General features: G+C 68.3%; 20 protein-coding genes and 1 tRNA gene. 7 read left to right on the top strand and 14 right to left on the bottom strand.

Going from position 1 to position 19,655, the window contains the following annotated elements; translation table 11 throughout:
• Positions 1-13: 13 nt before the first annotated feature.
• Positions 14-3,412, bottom strand: coding sequence for a pyruvate carboxylase (locus tag AB4Y80_RS13315; RefSeq protein WP_442214719.1), 3,399 nt, complete (start codon positions 3,410-3,412; stop codon positions 14-16).
• A 301-nt stretch (positions 3,413-3,713) separates the two neighbouring features.
• Positions 3,714-6,575 carry an aminomethyl-transferring glycine dehydrogenase gene (gene gcvP / locus AB4Y80_RS13310; RefSeq protein WP_442214761.1) on the bottom strand — a complete coding sequence of 954 codons (2,862 nt, stop codon included), beginning with the start codon at positions 6,573-6,575 and terminating at the stop codon, positions 3,714-3,716.
• A gap of 171 nt (positions 6,576-6,746) precedes the next feature.
• Between gcvP and AB4Y80_RS13305 the strand changes: the two genes are divergently transcribed.
• Positions 6,747-7,514, top strand: a complete 768-nt coding sequence (locus AB4Y80_RS13305) for a ParA family protein (protein ID WP_442214717.1) — start codon at positions 6,747-6,749, stop codon at positions 7,512-7,514.
• A 55-nt stretch (positions 7,515-7,569) separates the two neighbouring features.
• Positions 7,570-8,508 (top strand): endonuclease domain-containing protein, encoded by a 939-nt coding sequence (locus AB4Y80_RS13300; protein ID WP_442214716.1) that lies wholly within the window; start codon positions 7,570-7,572, stop codon positions 8,506-8,508.
• A gap of 73 nt (positions 8,509-8,581) precedes the next feature.
• Here the strand turns inward: AB4Y80_RS13300 and AB4Y80_RS13295 are convergent, their stop codons facing one another.
• From AB4Y80_RS13295 to gcvH, 6 genes are all read right to left on the bottom strand, one after another.
• On the bottom strand, positions 8,582-9,664 hold the full coding sequence (locus AB4Y80_RS13295) for an IS110 family transposase (RefSeq protein ID WP_442214714.1): 1,083 nt from the start codon (positions 9,662-9,664) through the stop codon (positions 8,582-8,584).
• 322 nt (positions 9,665-9,986) lie between these two features.
• Positions 9,987-10,580 (bottom strand): MerR family transcriptional regulator, encoded by a 594-nt coding sequence (locus AB4Y80_RS13290; RefSeq protein ID WP_442214712.1) that lies wholly within the window; start codon positions 10,578-10,580, stop codon positions 9,987-9,989.
• 256 nt (positions 10,581-10,836) lie between these two features.
• Complete coding sequence (locus tag AB4Y80_RS13285) at positions 10,837-11,331, bottom strand: bifunctional nuclease family protein (protein WP_442214710.1); 495 nt, start codon at positions 11,329-11,331, stop codon at positions 10,837-10,839.
• Positions 11,328-12,059, bottom strand: a complete 732-nt coding sequence (ftsR, locus tag AB4Y80_RS13280; protein ID WP_442214759.1) for a transcriptional regulator FtsR — start codon at positions 12,057-12,059, stop codon at positions 11,328-11,330. Before ftsR ends, AB4Y80_RS13285 begins: the two co-directional genes overlap by 4 nt.
• Before the next feature lie 43 nt (positions 12,060-12,102).
• Positions 12,103-12,579, bottom strand: a complete 477-nt coding sequence (locus AB4Y80_RS13275; protein ID WP_442214758.1) for an FHA domain-containing protein — start codon at positions 12,577-12,579, stop codon at positions 12,103-12,105.
• Between the two features lie 158 nt (positions 12,580-12,737).
• Positions 12,738-13,124 (bottom strand): glycine cleavage system protein GcvH, encoded by a 387-nt coding sequence (gene gcvH / locus AB4Y80_RS13270; protein ID WP_442214709.1) that lies wholly within the window; start codon positions 13,122-13,124, stop codon positions 12,738-12,740.
• A gap of 185 nt (positions 13,125-13,309) precedes the next feature.
• On the opposite strand from gcvH, the gene AB4Y80_RS13265 reads away from it, so the two are divergent.
• From AB4Y80_RS13265 to crcB, 4 genes are read left to right on the top strand one after another with little or no spacing between them, the layout of a single operon-like run.
• The gene (locus tag AB4Y80_RS13265; RefSeq protein ID WP_442214708.1) at positions 13,310-14,062 is read left to right on the top strand and encodes a hypothetical protein; all 753 of its coding nucleotides are present in this window, start codon (positions 13,310-13,312) and stop codon (positions 14,060-14,062) included.
• Positions 14,063-14,581 carry a universal stress protein gene (locus AB4Y80_RS13260; RefSeq protein WP_442214706.1) on the top strand — a complete coding sequence of 173 codons (519 nt, stop codon included), beginning with the start codon at positions 14,063-14,065 and terminating at the stop codon, positions 14,579-14,581.
• Entirely contained in the window at positions 14,578-15,033 is a 456-nt protein-coding gene (locus AB4Y80_RS13255) for a fluoride efflux transporter FluC (protein WP_442214705.1), read from the top strand. The genes AB4Y80_RS13260 and AB4Y80_RS13255 overlap by 4 nt, the downstream gene beginning before the upstream one ends.
• Complete coding sequence (gene crcB / locus AB4Y80_RS13250; RefSeq protein ID WP_442214703.1) at positions 15,030-15,407, top strand: fluoride efflux transporter CrcB; 378 nt, start codon at positions 15,030-15,032, stop codon at positions 15,405-15,407. Before AB4Y80_RS13255 ends, crcB begins: the two co-directional genes overlap by 4 nt.
• 116 nt (positions 15,408-15,523) lie before the next feature.
• On the opposite strand, the gene AB4Y80_RS13245 is transcribed toward crcB, so the two are convergent.
• Genes AB4Y80_RS13245 through AB4Y80_RS13235 form a run of 3 tightly spaced genes read right to left on the bottom strand, consistent with a single transcriptional unit; the run spans position 15,524 to position 16,858 of the window.
• Positions 15,524-16,171, bottom strand: coding sequence for a hypothetical protein (locus AB4Y80_RS13245; protein ID WP_442214702.1), 648 nt, complete (start codon positions 16,169-16,171; stop codon positions 15,524-15,526).
• Positions 16,137-16,583, bottom strand: coding sequence for a VOC family protein (locus tag AB4Y80_RS13240; protein ID WP_442214701.1), 447 nt, complete (start codon positions 16,581-16,583; stop codon positions 16,137-16,139). Before AB4Y80_RS13240 ends, AB4Y80_RS13245 begins: the two co-directional genes overlap by 35 nt.
• On the bottom strand, positions 16,580-16,858 hold the full coding sequence (locus AB4Y80_RS13235) for an ArsR/SmtB family transcription factor (protein ID WP_442214700.1): 279 nt from the start codon (positions 16,856-16,858) through the stop codon (positions 16,580-16,582). The genes AB4Y80_RS13240 and AB4Y80_RS13235 overlap by 4 nt, the downstream gene beginning before the upstream one ends.
• A 139-nt stretch (positions 16,859-16,997) precedes the next feature.
• Between AB4Y80_RS13235 and AB4Y80_RS13230 the strand changes: the two genes are divergently transcribed.
• Positions 16,998-17,585: a hypothetical protein gene (locus AB4Y80_RS13230; RefSeq protein WP_442214699.1), complete on the top strand. Its 588-nt coding sequence runs from the start codon at positions 16,998-17,000 to the stop codon at positions 17,583-17,585.
• Positions 17,586-17,611: 26 nt separating this feature from the next.
• Here the strand turns inward: AB4Y80_RS13230 and AB4Y80_RS13225 are convergent, their stop codons facing one another.
• The 3 genes from AB4Y80_RS13225 to AB4Y80_RS13215 all read right to left on the bottom strand — a co-directional run bounded on the left by AB4Y80_RS13225 (position 17,612) and on the right by AB4Y80_RS13215 (position 19,629).
• Positions 17,612-18,538 (bottom strand): hypothetical protein, encoded by a 927-nt coding sequence (locus tag AB4Y80_RS13225; protein ID WP_442214697.1) that lies wholly within the window; start codon positions 18,536-18,538, stop codon positions 17,612-17,614.
• A 36-nt stretch (positions 18,539-18,574) separates the two neighbouring features.
• Positions 18,575-19,441 (bottom strand): SMP-30/gluconolactonase/LRE family protein, encoded by an 867-nt coding sequence (locus AB4Y80_RS13220; protein WP_442214696.1) that lies wholly within the window; start codon positions 19,439-19,441, stop codon positions 18,575-18,577.
• A 114-nt stretch (positions 19,442-19,555) separates the two neighbouring features.
• Positions 19,556-19,629, bottom strand: a tRNA-Pro gene (locus tag AB4Y80_RS13215).
• Between the last annotated feature and the right edge of the window lie 26 nt (positions 19,630-19,655).

Genomic DNA, 19,655 nt, shown 5'->3' with positions numbered 1-19,655 from the left:
CCAGGGACGTGATTTATCCCTCGATGACCACCAGCAGGTCCCCGCCTTGGACCTGCTCGATCGCGCCAACGGCGAGCCGGGTCACGGTGCCGGCCACCGGCGTCGTAATGGACGCCTCCATCTTCATGGCCTCGATGGTGGCAATGGTGCTGCCGGCCTCCACGACGTCGCCCACGGCCACCTTCAGGCTGACGGCGCCGGCGAACGGGGACGCAACCTGCCCGGGCACGGCCGAATCGGCCTTTTCGGCCAGCTTCACGGTGCTTTCGATGCTGCGGTCGCGCACGGTGACGGGGCGGGCCTGGCCGTTGAGGGTGCACATGACGGTGCGCATGCCCTTTTCGTCTGGTTCCGACACGGCCTCCAGCGAGGCGATCAGGCGTACGCCCGGGCCCAGGGGCATGTAGTGCTCCTTGCCGCGCTGCAGCCCGTACAGGTAGTCGCGGGTGTCCAGTACGGACACGTCCCCGTACGTTTCGCGGATCTTCTCGAACTCGGCCGTGGGCCCGGCAAACAGGAGCCGGTTCAGCGTGTTCCGTCGCGTGGCGCTGTCCGCGGCCAGCTCGGCACTGTCCGCGGCGGTGAGCTCGCCCATGCGGCGCAGCACGGTCCGGCCCTGGAGCGCCTTGGTGCGGAACGGCTCGGGCCAGCCGCCGGGCGGAGTACCCAGCTCGCCGCCGAGGAAACCGACCACGGAGTCCGGGATGTCGTAGTTTTGCGGGTTGGCCTCGAAGTCGGCGGGGTCGGCCTTGATGCCCACCAGGTGCAGGGCCAAGTCGCCCACCACCTTGGACGACGGCGTGACCTTCACCAGGTGCCCCAGGATCCGGTCCGCGGCCGTGTACATGTCCTCGATCTCCTCGAAGCGCTCCCCCAGGCCCAGCGCAATGGCCTGCTGGCGCAGGTTGGAGAGCTGGCCGCCGGGGATCTCGTGCTGGTAGACGCGGCCCGTGGGCCCGGCCAGGCCGGACTCAAACGGGGCGTACACGCGGCGTACCGCTTCCCAGTAGGGCTCCAGCGAGCTGACGGCGGCCAGGTCGATGCCCGTGTCCCGCTCGGTGTGCGCCAACGCCGCCACGAGCGCGGAGGCCGAGGGCTGGCTCGTGGTGCCGGCCAGCGACGCCGAGGCGACGTCCACGGCGTCGACCCCGGCATTGACGGCCGCCATCAGGGTGGCGAGCTGGCCGCCGGCGGTGTCGTGGGTGTGCAGGTGGACCGGCAGCGCGAAGCGTTCGCGCAGGGCCGTGACCAGCTTGGCCGCGGCGGCCGGGCGCAGCACCCCTGCCATGTCCTTGATGGCCAGGATGTGTGCGCCGGCGGCCACGATGCGCTCGGCCAAGGCCAGGTAGTAGTCCAGCGTGTAGATCTTCTCGGCCGGGTCCAGCAGGTCGCCGGTGTAGCACAGCGCCACCTCGGCGACGGCGGTTCCGGTGGCCCGGACGGCCTTGATGGCCGGCTCCATCTGGTCGACGTCGTTGAGCGCGTCAAAGATGCGGAAGATGTCGATCCCGCTGGCCGCCGCCTCAAGCACAAACGCGTCGGTCACCTCGGCCGGGTACGGCGTGTAGCCCACGGTATTGCGCCCGCGCAGCAGCATCTGCAAACACACGTTGGGGAGGGCCTCGCGAAGCTTGGCCAGGCGCTGCCACGGATCCTCGCCCAGGAAGCGAAGGGCGACGTCGTACGTCGCCCCGCCCCAGGCCTCGACGGAGAGCAGCTGCGGGGTCAGCACCGACACGGCCGGACCGGCCGCCACCAGGTCCTTGGTACGCACGCGCGTGGCCAGCAGTGACTGGTGGGCGTCGCGGAAGGTGGTGTCCGTGACGGCCACGGCCGTCTGGGCGCGCAGCGCGGCGGCGAACCCTTCCGGGCCCAGCTCCTGCAGTTTCTGGCGGGAGCCGGCCGGCGCGGCGGCCGCGTCAACGACGGGCAGCTTGGCGGCCGGGTCATCGTGCACCCGCAGCTCGCCGTTGGGCTTGTTGACCGTGACGTCGGCCAGCCAGGTCAGCAACTTGGTGCCGCGGTCCGCGGACACGCGGGCCTTGAGCAGTTCGGGGCGTTCGTCGATGAAGGAGGTGGCAATGTCGCCGGCGATGAAGGACGGGTCGTCCATCACGGCCTGCAGGAACGCAATGTTGGTGGAGACGCCGCGGATGCGGAACTCGGCCAGGGCGCGGCGCGTCCGCGAGACGGCGGTCGCGTAGTTGCGCCCGCGGCAGGTGAGCTTGACCAGCATGGAGTCAAAGTGCGGGCTGACGTCGGCGCCGGCGTAGATGGTGCCGCCGTCGAGGCGGATACCGGCGCCGCCGGCCGAACGGTAGGTGGTGATTTTTCCGACGTCGGGGCGGAAGCCGTTGGCCGGGTCCTCCGTGGTGATGCGGCACTGCATGGCGGCACCCTTGACGTGGACCGTGTCCTGGCTCAGGCCCAGGTCGGCCAGGGTTTCCCCGGCCGCGATGCGCAGCTGGGCCTGGACCAGGTCGACGTCGGTGATTTCCTCCGTGACGGTGTGCTCCACCTGGATGCGCGGGTTCATTTCGATGAACACATGCTGGCCGGCCCGCTCCCCCACGGTGTCGACCAGGAACTCAACGGTTCCGGCGTTCACGTAGCCCATGGCCTTGGCGAACTTCACGGCGTCGCTGTGCAGGGCCGCTCGGATGTTTTCATCCAGGTTCGGGGCCGGGGCGATTTCCACCACTTTTTGGTGCCGGCGCTGCAGCGAGCAGTCACGCTCGAACAGGTGCATGACGTTGCCCTCGGCGTCGGCCAGGATCTGGACCTCGATGTGGCGCGGACGCAGGACGGCCTGCTCCAGGAACATGGTCGGGTCACCGAACGCGGCGTCGGCCTCGCGCATGGCGGCACTGAGCGCCTCGGGGAGTTCCTCCCGGGTGTCCACGCGGCGCAGCCCGCGACCGCCGCCGCCGGCGACGGCCTTGGCGAAGATCGGGAAGCCGATTTCCTCGGCCGCGGCGATCAGGGTGTCCAGGTCCGAGCTGGGCTCGCTGGACTTCAGGACCGGGATGCCGGCCGCGCGGGCGGCGTTCAGGGCATGGAACTTGTTGCCTGTCAGGGCCAGGACTTCGGCGGGCGGGCCCACGAAGGTGATGCCGGCGTCGCGCGCGGCCGCGGCGAGCTCGGGGTTCTCGGACAGGAATCCGTAGCCGGGGTAGATGGCATCCGCGCCGGCTTCCTTGGCAACGCGGATGATCTCGGCCACGTCCAGGTAGGCGCGGACGGGATGTCCCTCCTCGCCGATCAGGTACGCCTCGTCGGCCTTTTGCCGGTGGAAGGAATTGCGGTCCTCATAGGGGAACACGGCCACCGTCTTGGCACCGAGCTCGTAGCTGGCCCGAAAGGCACGGATGGCGATTTCGCCGCGATTGGCAACCAGAATCTTTGAAAACATCTCACTCCTGTGTGAACGCTGGTTTGGCCGCCGTCCGGCTGAGGTAACAGCCAGCCTGCGGGTCGTGATGTGTGCTGCAAATACCGGCTAAGGTGCCTCCGGCGATCTTGCCATGGTGGTGCCGGCCCGGCCGCCCGCAAGGGACCACTGGCCGGCCGGGTGGATGAATCCCCGGCGCTGCCGAGGGCCCGGCCACCGCGGACCAAAGTGATGCCAGTCTCACCCGTGCACGGCCCGTGCGCCAAATGCTGTGGTGCATCTCACGCGCAATCCGCGTAATAAAGCGGGCTCCCTGAGGGCCCTAGAAGACCTCGGCCAGTTCTTCGATGGAGGGGCACGAGCACACCAGGTGCCGGTCCCCGTACGCCTGGTCGATCCGGCGCACCGGCGGCCAGTACTTGGCCCGCGGGTCCACCCCGGCCGGGTAGACCGCACGCTCGCGGCTGTAGGGGTGCTCCCATTCCTGCGTCAGGCTCCGGGCCGTGTGCGGGGCGTTGACGAGCGGGTTGTCCCCGGCCGGCCACACTCCCTCCGCGACGTCCGCAATTTCCTGGCGGATGGCGATCATGGCATCGATGAAGCGGTCAATCTCGCCGAGGTCCTCGGACTCCGTGGGCTCCACCATGAGCGTACCCGCCACCGGGAAGGACATCGTGGGGGCGTGGAACCCGTAGTCGATCAGCCGCTTGGCCACATCGTCGACGCTGACTCCGGAGTCGGCGGTAATGCCGCGCAGGTCCAGGATGCACTCGTGCGCCACCAGGTCGTGGGCGCCCGTGTACAGCACCGGGTAGTGCTCGCCGAGGCGGCGGGCAATGTAGTTCGCGGACAAGATGGCCGTCTGGGTGGCCAGGCGCAGCCCGTCCGGGCCCATCATGCGGATGTAGGCCCAGGAGATGGGCAGGATCGACGCCGAGCCGTACGGTGCGCTGGAGACCAGCCCCACCGAGGTGTCCAGGCCCAGTTCCCGGGCCGGCAGGTGCTTGGCCAGGTGCGCACCCACACCGACGGGCCCCACGCCCGGTCCGCCGCCGCCGTGCGGAATGCAGAACGTCTTGTGCAGGTTCAGGTGCGAGACGTCGGCACCGAACTTGCCCGGCTGGGCCAGGCCGACGAGGGCGTTGAGGTTGGCGCCGTCGACGTACACCTGCCCGCCGGCGTCGTGAATCATGGCACAGATGGTGCTGATGGAGGTTTCAAAGACGCCGTGAGTGGACGGATACGTGACCATGATGGCGGCCAGGCGTCCCTCATGGACGCTGATCTGGCGCTTGAGGTCGTCCATGTCGATGTTGCCGAGCCCGTCCGTGGCCACCGCCACCACCTTCAGCCCGGCCATCACGGCGGAGGCCGCGTTGGTGCCGTGCGCGGAGGTGGGGATGAGCACGATGTCCCGGTCCGGGTTGCCGTTTTCCAGGTGGTACGCGCGGATGGCCATCAGCCCGGCAAACTCGCCCTGCGAGCCGGCGTTGGGCTGGACGGAGACGGCGTCGTAGCCGGTGATCTCGGCGAGCCAGGCCTCCAGCTGCGTGGCCATCTCCACCATGCCCACGGTGTCCGCCGCCGGCGCATACGGGTGCAGGTTGGCAAATTCGGGCCAGGTCACGGCGGCCATCTCGGCGGTGGCGTTGAGCTTCATGGTGCACGATCCCAACGGAATCATGCCCAGATCCAGCGCGTAGTCGGCATCGGCGAGCCGGCGCAGGTAGCGCAGCATCTGCGTCTCGGAGTTGTGCACGTGGAACACCGGGTTGCCCAGGTACGCGGTGGCCCGGACCGGGGCGGGAAGTGCGACGTCGGCGGCCTCGGCGGGCAGCGACGGCCCCGCCAGTGCCGGGCCGTCGCCGGCGAACAGGCCGGCCAGGGCGGCGATGTCCGCCTCGGTGGTGGTTTCATCGACGGCGACCTGGATGTGGTCGTGGTCCACCTGGCGCAGCAGATAGCCGGCCGCGTGGGCGGCGGCGACCAATTCGGCGGCGGCGTGGCCGCTGCCGGCGGCCACCTGGATCTTGACCGTGTCAAAGAAGTTCTCGTGCACCACGGTGTGGCCGGCGGCCGTCGCGGCCTGCGCCACGGCCAGCGCCAGGGCGTGCACCCGCACGGCGATCGCACGCAGCCCGTCCGGGCCGTGGTAGACGGCGTACATGCCGGCCATGACGGCCAGCAGCACTTGGGCGGTGCAGATGTTGGAGGTGGCCTTCTCGCGGCGGATGTGCTGCTCACGGGTCTGCAGCGCCAGCCGGTAGGCCAGGTTGCCGGCGGCATCCTTGGAGACCCCGACCAGGCGGCCGGGCAGGGCACGCTCCAGGCCCTGGCGGACGGCCATGTAGCCGGCGTGCGGACCGCCGAAGCCCATGGGCACGCCGAAGCGCTGGGAGGTGCCCACCGCCAGGTCGGCGCCGAGCTCCCCGGGGGATTCCAGCAGGGTCAGGGCCAGCAGGTCGGCGGCGACGCCCACCACGGCCTTGGCCTCGTGGGCGGCGGCAATGATCGGGGCGATGTCCCGCACCAGCCCGGAGTCGCCCGGGTATTGCATGAGCAGGCCAAAGAACCCAACGTCCGGCAGCCCGGCGTCGAAGTTGTGGACCAGGACGGGGATGCCCATGGCCTTGGCCCGGGTATTGATCACGGCCAGGGTTTGCGGGAACAGATCGGCGTCGACCAGGAAGACGGCGTCGGCGGGGGCGGTGCGGTTGGTCCGGCGCATCAGGGCCATCGCCTCGGCCGCGGCGGTGCCCTCATCGAGCATGGAGGCGTTGGCCGTGACCATGCCGGTCAGATCCGAGACCACGGTCTGGAAGTTCAGCAGCGCCTCGAGCCGGCCCTGGGAGATTTCCGGCTGGTAGGGGGTGTAGGCGGTGTACCAGGCGGGGCTTTCGAGCACGTTGCGCTGGATGACCCCGGGCGTGTGCGTGCCATAGTAGCCCTGGCCGATGAAGGACTTGTTGACGGTGTTCTTGGCGGCAAGCGCCTTCAGCTCGGCCAGCATGGCCTCCTCCGACACGGCGGCCGCCAGGCCCATCGGTGCGGTGGTGTAGATGGATTCGGGCAGCGCGGCCACCGTAAGCTCCTCCAAAGAGCCAAATCCAAGGGTGCTCAACATATGATGAACGTGGGGCTGTGCACTGACCCCAATGTGTCGCTCACTAAAGGTGGCCGACACAAAGCTGTTTGCGAGCCGATTGCCGGTCAAATTATCTGGGGTGTTTGTCAATGGCTTCTCCAAGTCGCGAACGTTCCACAGCTATTGTATGTGTCACGCGCATTTGGCACGGAACCCGCAAGCAGCGCCAGGACATGATCGAGTACGCAAGGCAAAGGTAATGGACAACTCGTGCAAGTAGTGAGCATCAGCAGCCTCAAAGGTGGCGTCGGCAAGACGTCCGTCACGCTTGGTTTGGCCTCCGCCGCACTGGCCGCAGGCATCCCGACCCTGGTGATCGACCTTGACCCGCATGCCGATGCGACGACCGGGCTGGGCGTGCGCGCCGCCGGCCAGGTGGACATCGGCCGGTTGATCAAGTCACCGCGCCGGGCCAACCTCGCCGCCAATGTTGTCCCCAGCGGCTGGCTGGCCGCCCACCAGCACGACGACGGGACCGCACCGGTGCTCGACGTCGCCATGGGTTCGGCGTTCAGCGGCATTTACGACCGTCCCGATCTGGGCCGGCGCGATCTGCGCCGCCTGGCCGCCGTGCTTTCCAACGCCGACCGCGACGGCACGGCCCCGTACCAGCTGGTGCTGATCGACTGCCCGCCGTCGCTGAACGGGCTCACRCGCATGGCGTGGACGGCCAGCAGCCGGGTGCTGCTGGTGGCCGAACCCGGCCTGTTCTCCGTGGCCGGCACCCAGCGCACGCTGCGCGCGATCGAGCTGTTCCGTTCCGAATTTGCCCCCGCCCTGGTGCCGGCCGGCATTGTGGCCAACCGGGTGCGCAGCGGTTCCAGCGAGCACACGTACCGGCTGGCGGAGATGAAGACCATGTTTGGTGATCTGCTGCTCTCCCCCACCATCCCGGAGCAGGCGAACTGGCAGCAGATCCAGGGCGCCGCGCACCCCATCCACCAGTGGCCATCTATTGCGGGCCACTTGCGCCGCTAGGTGCCGCCTGTGGATAACTCAAGCGAGACGCGGCAGGAATTGCCATGATGGGGACATGTTCCATCCACAGGACTTTCCGCCGGAACTGCGCTCGGGCCCGTTCACGACTCGTCGTGCGCAGGTCCTGAAAATCGGCCCGGGCAAACTCCGGCACCGAGACATCGTCAGCCTCAGCCGCGGCATCAAGAGCCTTGGCGCCGCCGATCTCCCGCTGACCCTGCTCACCCGCCCGTACACCCAGGTCACGGGATACTCGGCGGCCTCCCATGCCACGGCCTTTGCGCTCTGGCAGTTGCCCGGGTTCCTGCCCGTGACGGACGCCTCGCTCATTCACATTTCCCGCCAGGCACCCCACGACGAGCCGCGGCGCCACGGCGTGGCCGGGCACACGACCATGTTCGCCGATGAGGAGGTCGAGTGCCTCGACGGCCTGTGGATCACCACCCGCGCCCGCACGTGGCTGGACTGCGCCCGGCGCATGGGCGTTGACGAGCTGGTGGTCGTGGCGGACCACCTGATCCGCATCCCGCGCCCCGGGCTGGAGGCCCGCACCGAGCCGTATGCCACCATCGAGCAGCTTTCGCTCATGCTGGCGCGACACAAGGGGACCCCGGGCATCCAAAAGGCCCGCGCGGCCCTGGCGTTGGCCCGGGTCGGGTCGGACTCGGCACCGGAAACACGGCTCCGCCTGGCCATCGGATACGCCGGCCTGCCCGAACCGCACATCAATGTTCCGGTGCCGCTGGCCAACGGGATCTCCCGCACGCCGGACGAGTCGTTCCCCGCGTACCGGGTGGCGGTGGAGTACGACGGCGGCACCCACGGTGAGAGCGGGCAGGTGGTCCGGGACATCCAGCGTCAGGAAGACTTCCAGGCGGCCGGCTGGATCGAAGTCCGCATCGGCAAGCAGCACATGCAAGACGACGCCAAGGCCGCGGTCCGCAAGATCCGCAACRCCCTCTACAGTCGCGGCTGGCGCCCCAAACCGAACTAACCCGCACCAGATGTCGAATAACTCGCGGAAATCGCGAATTTACGACATCTAGTGCGGGACCCTTCTATATTTGTCAAGCTGCATTTGGTGCCTCGTTGTGGGTCGTGGTTTGTGCGTTGAGGATCTTGTAGACGCGGCGAGCCAGAAAGCGTTTGATGCAGCGGCGGATTTCCCTGTAGGTGAGGCCTTGAGCCTTTCGCTTTTCCATGTATGCGAGGGTTTCCTCGTCGTGGATCATACGTGTTTTGGCCACTGTGTGGAGTGCCTTGTTCAGGGCCCGGTCGCCGCCGCGGTTGAGTCGGTGCCGGACCGTGTTGCCCGAGGAGGCCGGGATCGGATTTACCCCGGCCAGGGAGGCGAATCCGGCCTCTGAATGGACCCGGCCTTCGTGGGACCAGGCAATCAGGCAGGCCGCGGTGCTGACGGGCCCGAAGCCCTTGATGTCCAGCAGTGGGGCGGCTTCGCTGATCGTGACCAGCTCGGTAAGCCGGTCACGATTTTTTGCCACCTCCTCATCGAGTTCCAGGATGCGTTTGGCCAGCCGGGTCGCTTCTGCCCGGGCGATGGAAAGCGCGAGTTCCTCCTCGCGGGCACGCCAGCGGCAGGCCTGGGCAATCTGCGTCCTGGTCAGGGCCTGGCGGGCGTCCAATCCGAGGCTGTTCACCCGCACCAGCGCGGTCAGCGCGTTGATGTAGCGGGTGCGTTCACCGGTCATGAAATCCCGGGCCGTGACGAGCACCCGCAGGGCTGCACGGACGCCGTCATTGAGGCGTGGTCGGCGCAACCGTGACGGCTCCAGGGGGAGCACGGCACGGGCGATCCGCTGCGCGTCTAGGGCATCGGTCTTGCCCACCCCGTGATGGGCGCGGGCATCCATCCGTGCAGCCTCGGCAACCTCGTAGCCGGCACCGGCGACAGTGCCGGCCAATATCGCCCCGTACGAGGCAGCGCCCTCGATCACCCACAACGTGGCAAGGTCCGCGCCGGTGCGCCGGGCCACCCACTCAAGGGCGCGCTTGATCCCACCCGCTCCGGTGGGGAACTCGCCGGTGTCCTCCAACGCGCCGGTGGCGGCGGTGATGATGGCGTAGACATGATTGCGGGCGTGGGTGTCCACGCCCACGACAAACGGGTGGGAATGCGCGACGATAGACATAGCGGTTCCTCCACCTTTCCYCTAGACGGACWTGTGGTCAGGGCCGTTGTCGGCCGRTACCAGTCCGGRTAGWGGTCACTTCGGAACAASACTGTGACGAGYCACGCCCCMWGGGGCGGACAACCTTCTRATYAAGTCACCGAGGTGGGCCGGGCAGGTACCGGCCGACCACCCCATGAATGGACAGGTCCCGCACAAGGCATCCAAACGGAGCCAGTCAGWTGAWGAGTCACATTCATAAGATGATACGGCCAGTACCCACTCTGCCAGCTAGTCCCAGACCAGCTACCAATAAGACTCACAGTCAGTTGAAGGGGCGGGGCTAGGAGATCTTGCGGACGGCGCGGCGCTTGCTCAGTTCGTCATCCGGGTAGGTGTCGGTCACGGCATGCTCGCTGGGCAACGCGGCCAGGCTGCCTTCAACCTCGCGCCACACGCGGCCCACGGCAATGCCGAAAACGCCCTGGCCGCCCTGGACCAGGTCGATGACCTCGTCGGCGGAGGTGCACTCGTACACGGAGGCGCCGTCGCTCATGAGCGTGATTTGGGCCAGGTCCTCGACCCCTCGCTCGCGCAGGTGTTCGACGGCCGTGCGGATCTGCTGCAGGGACACACCCGTGTCCAGCAGCCGCTTGACGACCTTCAGGACCAGGATGTCACGGAAGCCGTACAGGCGGGCCGAGCCGGAGCCGGCGGCCCCGCGGACTGCCGGTTCCACCAGGCCGGTGCGGGCCCAGTAGTCCAACTGGCGGTACGTGATGCCGGCGGCCTTGCAGGCGATGGGACCCCGATAGCCGGCGTCCTCATCGAGAACCGGCAAGTCCTCCGTGAAAAGCAATCCTTGCGCGCCGGCGTTGATGGCGGCACCGGAGACAGCAGCAGGCTTGAGCTCGCCRGCGTCGCTGATCGGACTCACGTGGATCCTCCTAATCGCAGTCCCCTGAACGGGATATTGCGTACCGCTTGCCGCGGGCATCGTGAGGCACCGCCGCAGGGGCTCTAACCTCAAGTGTGACCGCAGTCGACTCAGCTTGCAATGGGAACTAATTACTCTGACGTTAGAGCCGCGCGGGACCAAGGTCAAAGACGTGCGACCAACTATTTTCCCGTGTCGAAAGTTTAACCTTCAGCTTCAACGTTAGGCTTGAGGGAGGATGCCGCGGGATTCCGGCTTATTTGTCGAAGTCCTCGGGCTCAACCTCATCGAGGAATTCGCGGAATTGGCGCACCTGGCGTTCCTTGGCGTCGTCCTCGGGGTCGGCATCGTCGTCGTGGTCGGCGATGATGACCCCGGCCTCCTCGATGACACTTTCCGCCGCCCAGATGGAGCAGTCGGCCCGCTGCGCCACGGCGATCGCGTCCGAGGCGCGGGAACCGACGGTGGTGCCGTCCTCGAACACGAGCTCGGCGTAGAAGATGCCGTCCTCCACCTTGGTCAGGTTCACCCGAATGACCCGGTGGCCCAGGGCGATCACGACCCCGCACAGGAGGTCGTGCGTGAGCGGGCGGGGCGGGACGACACCCTGCTCGGCGAGGGCGATCGCGGTCGCCTCGGAGGCGCCGATCCAAATGGGGATGTGGCGTTCGCCGAGACTTTCCTTCAGCAACACCAGGGGCTGGTTGGACGGCATTTCAATCCGCACCCCGACAATCTGGACCTGGATCACTGCGATTCCATCTCCGCGATCCGCGTCTGCACCAGGGCGCTGTGCAGGCTCAGGCATAGTTCGGCAATCTCGCGGGCGGCTTCCGCGGCCCGGGCCGAGGAGGCCCCGTCCCGGCGCGAGGACAGCGGGGCGACGGCGCGTTCCACCAGCCCGAATTCGCGGTCGGCGGCGGCCTGGAACGGACGCAGGTGGCGGGGCTCGAGCCCGTGGGCAAAGAGGTCGGTGCACGCCTTGGCAACGCGCAGGGCATGGTCGTCAAAGAATCCGTCGCGTTGTTCGAGCAGGCCGTAGCTGAGCATGGCATCGAGCAGCTCGGCGCTGGCACCGCATTCGGCCCGCAGCTGGTCGGCGGAGAGCCGGCGCGAGCGTCCCTTCAGCTCCAGGGCGAGGTCGTCCGAGACCATGCGCGGCGCGATGGACACCCCCGGCGGGAGATTGTGCGGCGTCTCGCCGCGATCGATGGCATCCAGATACTCCCGGATGACCTTCAGGGGCAGGTAATGGTCGCGCTGGAGGGCCAGCACAAAGCGCAACCGCTCGACATCGGCGTCGCGGAACTGCCGGTAACCGGCGGGGGTGCGCTGCGGGGTGATGAGTCCCTTTTCCTCATAAAACCGGATCTTGGAGGCGGTGACGGACGGGAAGTCATCACCTAGCTGCGCCAGGACATCGCCGATGTTAAAGATCGCGGCGGCACCCAAGCGCCGGTTGGTGGACTGCACGTCCATCAACCGGCGTCCGGCGCTCTGGTTCATCCCCGCCATCGCGTCCTCAGGAATTCGAGGCTGCGGCAGCCGACGGGCTGAAGTAGTACGTCAACCGGAACTTGCCGATCTGCACCTCGTTGCCGGTGCGCAGGCGGATCGAGTCGACCCGGTCGCCGTTGACGTAGGTCCCGTTGAGGCTGCCGGCGTCGGAGACTTCAAAGCCGCCCTCAACCTTCAGGAACTGGGCGTGGCGGCGCGAGACCGTCACGTCGTCCAGGAAGATGTCAGCATCCGGATGCCGCCCGGCGGTGGTGACGTTGCTGTCCAGCAGGAACCGGGCACCGGCGTTGGGGCCGGTGTGGGCAATCAGCAGGGCGGAGCCGGCGGGCAGCGAGTTCACCGCATTTTGCTCGTCCGGGGCCAGCTGGTGCACCACGGTCGGTCCCGACTGGACGGGAGGCAACTGAATCGACGTAGTGTCGGAAGCACCCGGCTGCTGGTGGGATTCCGCCCGACTGTTCACCCCGGCGTCGTTACCCATGTCGGCCATTGGTGCTCCTCCTTGTAAATCGTCTGTAGACGTTTCGTGTTATTAAACCTAGGTCCGCTCGCTGGCAATCCGCTGAGACCAACGCAGATTTTCGACGCCGGACAGCGTTCAGTGCAAACTTCGGCCACTACGGCGGTGAAGCCTGTGAACTAGCCTACCTTTTCCTGGTACGCGGCGGCGCTGAGCAGCGAGCCGTAGCTGGCCGCGTCGGCGAGCGTGATTTCCACGAGCCAGCCCTCGCCGTAGGGATCGGAGTTAATGAGTGCCGGGTTGGCGTCAAGGGCCTCATTGCGGGCCGCGACATTGCCGGTCAGCGGGGCGTAGATGTCACTGACGCTCTTGGTGGACTCCACTTCACCCACCACGGTGTCGGCCGTGACGTCGGTGCCGGCGTCGGGGACCTGGACATAGACCACGTCACCCAGTGCGTCCTGTGCAAAGTCGGTAATGCCGACCCGGACCACACCGTCCGCGTTCGGGGCCGAAACCCACTCGTGCTCGGCAGTGTAGGAGAGGTCTGCGGGAATATTGCTCATGGGGAGGGCCTTTCATGGTTCATCGCTGCTCACGAGTAATGTGAATTTAGAGGACAGCCTGGTCCGCGGGCGTTATTCCCACCGACCAAGTCCAGTCTTTAGTGTGCGGGCCGTCTTGACAAGTCGAAGGTGGTTTCGAGCAGACGTACTAACGCCGGAAACGGCACGGATGACATGATTCACCTATGACCGATTCGCCAGCGCCGTCCCCGGAGACCACACCGCCGCCGCACCCGGTGGGCGCCAGGGCGCCCAGGTCGCGGTGGCAGGCGCGCACCATCGTCGCCGCGGTGGCGGCCCTGGTGTTGATCGGTGGCTACCTGATCGCCTCGGTGACCGTTCCACTTTTCTGGGCCAACGCGATCCGGGACCAGGTGGGTGGGCAGCTGGGCAACAGCATCCCCTTGGGCATGTTCTACGGCTTCATGTTCTCCTTCGTGCCCGTGGTGGTGGCGTGGCCGGCGCATCACAAGAAGCTGAACAACTGGGTGCGGCTGAGCGTGCTGGTGCTGGCCGTGCTGCTCACCGTCCCCAACCTGCTCACCCTGGCCGTGCTGTACGGCACCACCACCTCGGCCGTCAATGCCCGGTCCATCTGGGCCAACGACGCGAACTGGTTCGGCACGTGGAGCCAAATCTTCATGGTCGCGGGCGTGGGCGCCGCCGTGCTGGTCATCGTCCTGGGCCGGGCATGGCTGCGGCGGGGCCGGAAGATTCGCCAAATCAGGGCCGCGGAGCGGCTGGTGCGCGAGAACGAGGACGCCAAGGCGCGCGCCGCGAAGGCCGCCGGGCGCCGTGCGGATCGGCGGGCCCGGGACGATGCCCGGGCGGCGGCGAAGACGGCGCGCGATGCCGGACGGGCCGCCCGGCATCGCCCCTCCGGGCCGCCGGATGGCCCGCCCGCCGGCTCCGCCGCTCCCGCCCCTCCGCAGGCGTAGATGAACCTGCCCCAGCCCGCACCCGCCGTTGTGGTGGCGGGCGTGCACCCCGGCCAGTCCCCCGCCGTGGCCCGGGAGGCCGCCACCCTCGCGGCCGCGCTGGGCCTGGAGCTGGTGTGCGCCTATGCCAACCCGGGCCGCTACGTGGTGGCCGAGGCCGAAGACGGCACCGTCACCTCCGCCTCGGTCGACCCCGATTTTGACGGCACCGACCTTGACGACGCCGGCGAGGCCGTGTTCCCGCCCCGCCTCGCCACCTTCCTGGGAACCGTGCTCGAGCCGCTGGGTGTGCGCTGGCGACCGCTGCTGCTGGCCGGTGACGCCGCCGACGCCCTGGCCCGCTGCGCCGGCACCCTCAATGCGGCGTTGATCGTGGTCGGCACGCATGAGGACACACACGGCGGTTCCATGCGGGAGTTCTTCCGGCATTCCGTCGCCACCAACCTCACCCGCAAGCAGCGCCGTCCGGTGGTGGTGGTCCCCGTCCATCCCGGCCCCGCGGGGACCGGCCGCCCGTGACCGGGCCGTACCTGCGCCCGGCGTCGGTGGGCTGGATGGCGCTCGGGGGCATGCTTGGTTCCGCTGCCCGGGAGGCACTGGTCCTGGTGATGCCCGACGCCGGTCCCCTGCCATGGGCGATCATCGTCGCCAACATGGCGGGCGCGTTCCTTCTCGGCTTTCTGTACGAGGCCCTGAGCCGCCACGGCGTGGGCGCACCGCGGGGCCCGCGGCTGCGGCTGCTGCTGGGCACCGGGTTTTGCGGCGGGTTCACCACCTACAGCACCCTCGCCGTGGGGGTTGTGGCCCTGGCCGGACACGGCACGGGCGCGGCCGGTTGGGCGGTGGCGGCCGGCTACGGGCTGGGCACCGTGCTGGCCGGTGCCGCGGCGACCTGGTCCGGGATTGCCCTGGGCGGCGCCCGGCGTCCCGGGCGTGAGCCGGCGGAGTTCGCGGGCGGGGGCCGGCGATGACGCCGGCGGTGTTTGCGGCGCTGGCGGTTGCCGGCGGACTGGGGGCGGCGGCCCGTTTTGCCATCGACGCCGCCATCCGGGGCAGGCTGCTCACCGTCTTCCCATGGGCCACGTTTCTGATCAACGTCACAGGGTCACTTGCCCTGGGGGTCCTCACGGCCCTGGCGGCCGCGTCCAACCTGCCTGCCGCCTGGAGCCTCATCCTCGGGGCCGGCTTCCTGGGCGGGTACACCACCTTCAGCACGGCCAGCTACGAGACCATCCGGCTGCTGGCCGAGCGCCGCTACCTCGCCTCCCTCGGGAGCGCCCTGGGGTCGCTCCTGGCCTGCGTGGCCGCCGCCGCGGTGGGTCTCTGGCTCGGCTCGTTCGTCTAGGACGCAACGCCGCCAGTCCGGGCCTTAAGTTGGGACGGCCCGCACAGAGACGGCGAATCGCTGTACGGGCCTAGCCGCGGCTGACTTTGAGAAAAGCGCCTTGGCTACCAAGAACTCTACCTCCCGGGCGGCGCAAGGGTCACATCGGGGGCCTCGCCCAGCGCCGCGGGATCGATGTGGACGGGGTATCCGGCGCGGAGCACGGCAATGCTGGAGGGCGGGGTGATGACGTCGGCGTCGCCCGTGCCCGGGCGGGGCCGCCGCGGTCCGTAGCCGGCCGCGGTCCAGTCGACAATGGTGCCGCCCAGGACCAGCGACGGCGTGCCGGCCCGGAGCACGAACGTCCCGTCGGGCAGTTCCGGCCAGGGCAGGGCGTGCAGGCGGCGCGTGTGCGTTCCCGCAATCAACCGTTCGGCATGGAGCCGCCGGTTCATTTCCTGCGCGGTTGGCAGATCCCCGTGGTGGGCGGCCCAGGCCGCCCGGTAGGCGTTGTAGGCGTCGCGGCGGCATTCGGCGCAGGGCCGGTGCCCGGCGGCGAAGGACACGGCCTCGTCGTGGAAGTACAGAAACGTGTAGTGGTTGGGCAGCCATTGGGCACTCCACCGGCCGCGGTACTCCAGCGCGCAGGTGATCCACAAATCGCCCGCGTGGAATTTGGTGATCCCTGTGCCCGAGTGGATCCGGCCGCGGTTTCCCGTCCAGGCGCCCCGCAGCGGTATCGCCACCACGTCACCCAGGGGTGTCACCCGGTTCCGCTGCGTCATCGCCGCCTCCTGTTCCGTCGGGAGCGTCCGTCATCGCCGCAATCTGGATGAGGTTGCCGACGGTGTCGTCCAGGACCGCCGTCGTGACCGGGCCGTTGGTGGTGGGTCGCTGCGTGAAGGCCACCCCCAGGGCACGCAGCCGGTCGTACTCGGCCTGCACGTCGCTGACGGCAAAGGACGTGAACGGAATGCCGTCGGCCGTGATCGCATCCTGGAAGGGCTTGACCGCGGGGTGATCGGAGGGTTCCAGCGAGATCTGCGTGCCGCCCGGCTCCTCCGGGGACACCACGGTGAGCCAGCGGTATTCACCCATCGGAATGTCCGCGGCGGGGATAAAGCCAAGCTTCTCGGTGTAAAACGCCAGGGCGGTGTCCTGGTTGTCCACAAAGATGGACATGAGGTTGATTTTCATGGTGCATCCTTCTTCGGCCAACGCTGGGGGATTTGCGCCAGCGGGGTGGTGTCGAGCATGTGAAATTTGTGGCGGCCGCGGCGTTCGGTGTGGATCAGCCCCGCGTCCTCAAGCACCTGAAGGTGCTGCGATATCGCCTGCCGCGAGGAGCCCAGGCCGTGCCTGACGGCCAATCGGGTGCAGATCTCAAAGAGCGTCTGCTCGTCCCGGTCGGATAGTTCATCGAGGATGGCCCGGCGCGTTTCGTCGGCCAGGGCCTTGAAAACATCGCCCACAACAAAACCATAGGCAAGTTGCCACTTGCTTGTCAAGGGTTGCGATTTCCGGCCCCCGGATCACGGTTCGAACCCCGCACCCGGGAGGATAATGGCCCTTTCGAGGGTGAACGACCAGCACGGATGAGTGGAGGTGTGGATGCAGACGATTGCGCGCATCACGGTGGAGGTGCCGGTGCTGGCCATTGGCTCCAGCCCCTCGGACTACGAGCAACTGGGCGGTTACGTCGATGCGCTGCGCAGGCGGCCGGGACTACACATGACGCTATTGCACATCGGTGTCCTGGCGGAGTTCGCCCGGGACGTCGTCGAGTGGACGCGGGGCGTGACCACGTCCGAGGTCGCCACCGCCAGGACGGTTGCATGGTTGCAGGGCTTGCCGGCGTTGGAAAGCTTTTCCGGGACCGCCGAGACGTTGGTCGCGCTGGGCGGCGGCGGCGTGTTCGGGCTTGTGGTCGACGTGCCCCAGCACGTGCGCACCTACCAGGTCTCCCTCGTCCAGGCGCTGCACGAGCTGCTGGATGGGCTGCTCGTGGACAATGTGGACGACTTCATACTTAGCTCGCCGGCCCTGGGCTTCAGATACCCTCATTGGACGCCGCACGTGGCCGTGGGGCGGCGACGAGCCCATGACCGCGGGAGCCGGGAGATTCAGCCCCTGGCGCTGGAATTCGGTCCGTCACGGATCAGGAACCGCCAGTTCCTCCCGGCCCTCGGGTCCGCCTAAGAGCGCCTGGGCCCCGGACCGGCCGGTCACCCGGGCCGCGACGCGATGGAGGCCTCAGCACCGAGGAAGGGGGGCAGCGCGGCGATCGAAACCGCAATGACCACGCCGGTTCCGAGCCATGCCCATTTCCGGCGCCGGCGCGTGGACCCGACCGTGGACCCGACTGTGGACCCGACCGTGGACCCGACCGTGGGAGGCACGCCGGCGACGGGAACAACGCCCATCCACAGGAGCACCACCAGGGCCCCGAAGGCCACGGCCAGACCGGCAGGGGGCAGGAGGACGGCGCCGAGCAGCAGCGGACTGTAGTGCCCGAACGCCAGTTGCCGGCGCGGCGGCATCCGTTCGCTCCACCAACTTGCCGCCGCGACCGCCACGGCGCCCTGGAGGAGCGCCAGGGAGCCAAACAGCGCGACCGCCAGCCAGCCGGGTCCCACGATGTCGAAATCGATGTTGCCCGCGCGCAGGGGGTCCACCAGCGCGCCCAGCCACACGAGCACAAGAACGCCGAGCAGCGGGCCGGCCAGCCGCCCGGCCGGCAGCCGGCGATGCAGGACCACGTAGAGCAACGCGGTGCAGTAGCCGGCCGGTATTGCGCCAAAGATCAGCAGCGCCAGGGAACCTTCGAGCGTGGGGAGGCCGACGATGAACTGGGCCTCGGTGAGCCGGCCCCGGGCCAAGTCGGGCGACGTGGCGGCCAGCACCCGCATGGCCAGCCGTCCGCCCGGCCAGGCCGCCAGCAGCGCGGAAACCAGCGCGGAGAAGGAGACCAGGTTGGCCCACCAGAAGTATCGGCGCACGGCCCGCAGCGTGGCCGTCCTGCGGGCCTCGGCCCGTTCGGCCGGGGTTGCGGTTGCCGCTGCCGGCTCGAGGGCTGCCGCCATGTCACCCGGTTCGCGGAGATGCCGGTTTCCCCACAGGGCCGCCACGAGGCACCCACCCAACAGAAGCACGGTGCACCCAACCACTACCGTTGTCGCCGTCATGAATCACCGCCCCGGGAAGCCCAGGTGAACCGCCACGGCACGACCGGTGGGCGGGCCGGCCGGATTCATGACATCCGGCCAGGTCGCCGCCAGGATGAACAGGGTGTCGGCGTCGTCACCGCCCACCACGCAGGAGAAGCAGCCCTGCTCCAGCTGCACGGTCCGCAGGATTTCCCCGCCCTCGGCCACCAGCACGCAGTGTTGCTTGGGCACGTCCGCGTACCAGAGACCGCCGTCGCCCACGCAAATGCCGTCGGGGGCGCTGCCTGGCACCTCGGCCCACACCCGCCGGTTGGCCAGGGAGCCGTCCACCCGGATGTCAAAAGCCGTCAGGCACCCCGCATGCGATTCGGCGACCACCAGGGTGCCGCCGTCGTTCACTATGACCATGCCGTTGGGAAAGGCGAGGCCGTCCGCCACGACGCGCGTGCCGCCGTCGGGCGTCAGGAGCGCGATGAGGCCGGCAACCTCCGGCGGGCCGGGGAAGGTGAAGCCAATGCAGTTGACGTAGGCGTTGGCGCCATTGGTCACCACCTCGTTCCACGGCGAGGCGGAAAGAGGCCGCAGGTTCGCGGCCGGCTCCAGCACCCCCTGCGGGGTCAGGCTCAACAGGCGGGCGTCGGAGCCGGAGACGATCAGCAGGTGGCCGTCCGGGAGCCAGTCAAAGGTGATGGGGAAGGACGGGACGGGGATGGTTTGGTGCAAGGTGCCGTCCGCGTCCACGGCGTGGATCTTCCCGTTGATCCAGTCCGCGTACCAGAACCGGCCGCCATGCCAACGCGCCGATTCGCCCATCCCGATGCCCCGGGCAATGACCGTCATGTCCTTCATCGCGACCCCTCCGTCGATGATGATCGCCTGGTTCAGCATCTTAGGTGAGTGCGAGGCCCGGGGAAAGAATAATCTTCGGCCCGCGGGAGCCCGGCGGCGCCGGGAAAGCAAAGGAGGCGGCGCCCTCACGGACACCGCCTCCAGAAAAAAATGTCGGGCTGACAGGATTTGAACCTGCGACCCCCTGACCCCCAGTCAGGTGCGCTACCAAGCTGCGCTACAGCCCGAAAGTTCGACGCCCGGAACGTTCATT

Source organism: Specibacter sp. RAF43, assembly GCF_052114065.1.
Taxonomy (GTDB): Bacteria; Actinomycetota; Actinomycetes; order Actinomycetales; family Micrococcaceae; genus Specibacter.
Note: the sequence above shows the minus strand (reverse complement) of the source record. Positions and strands in the feature narration are given on the sequence as shown.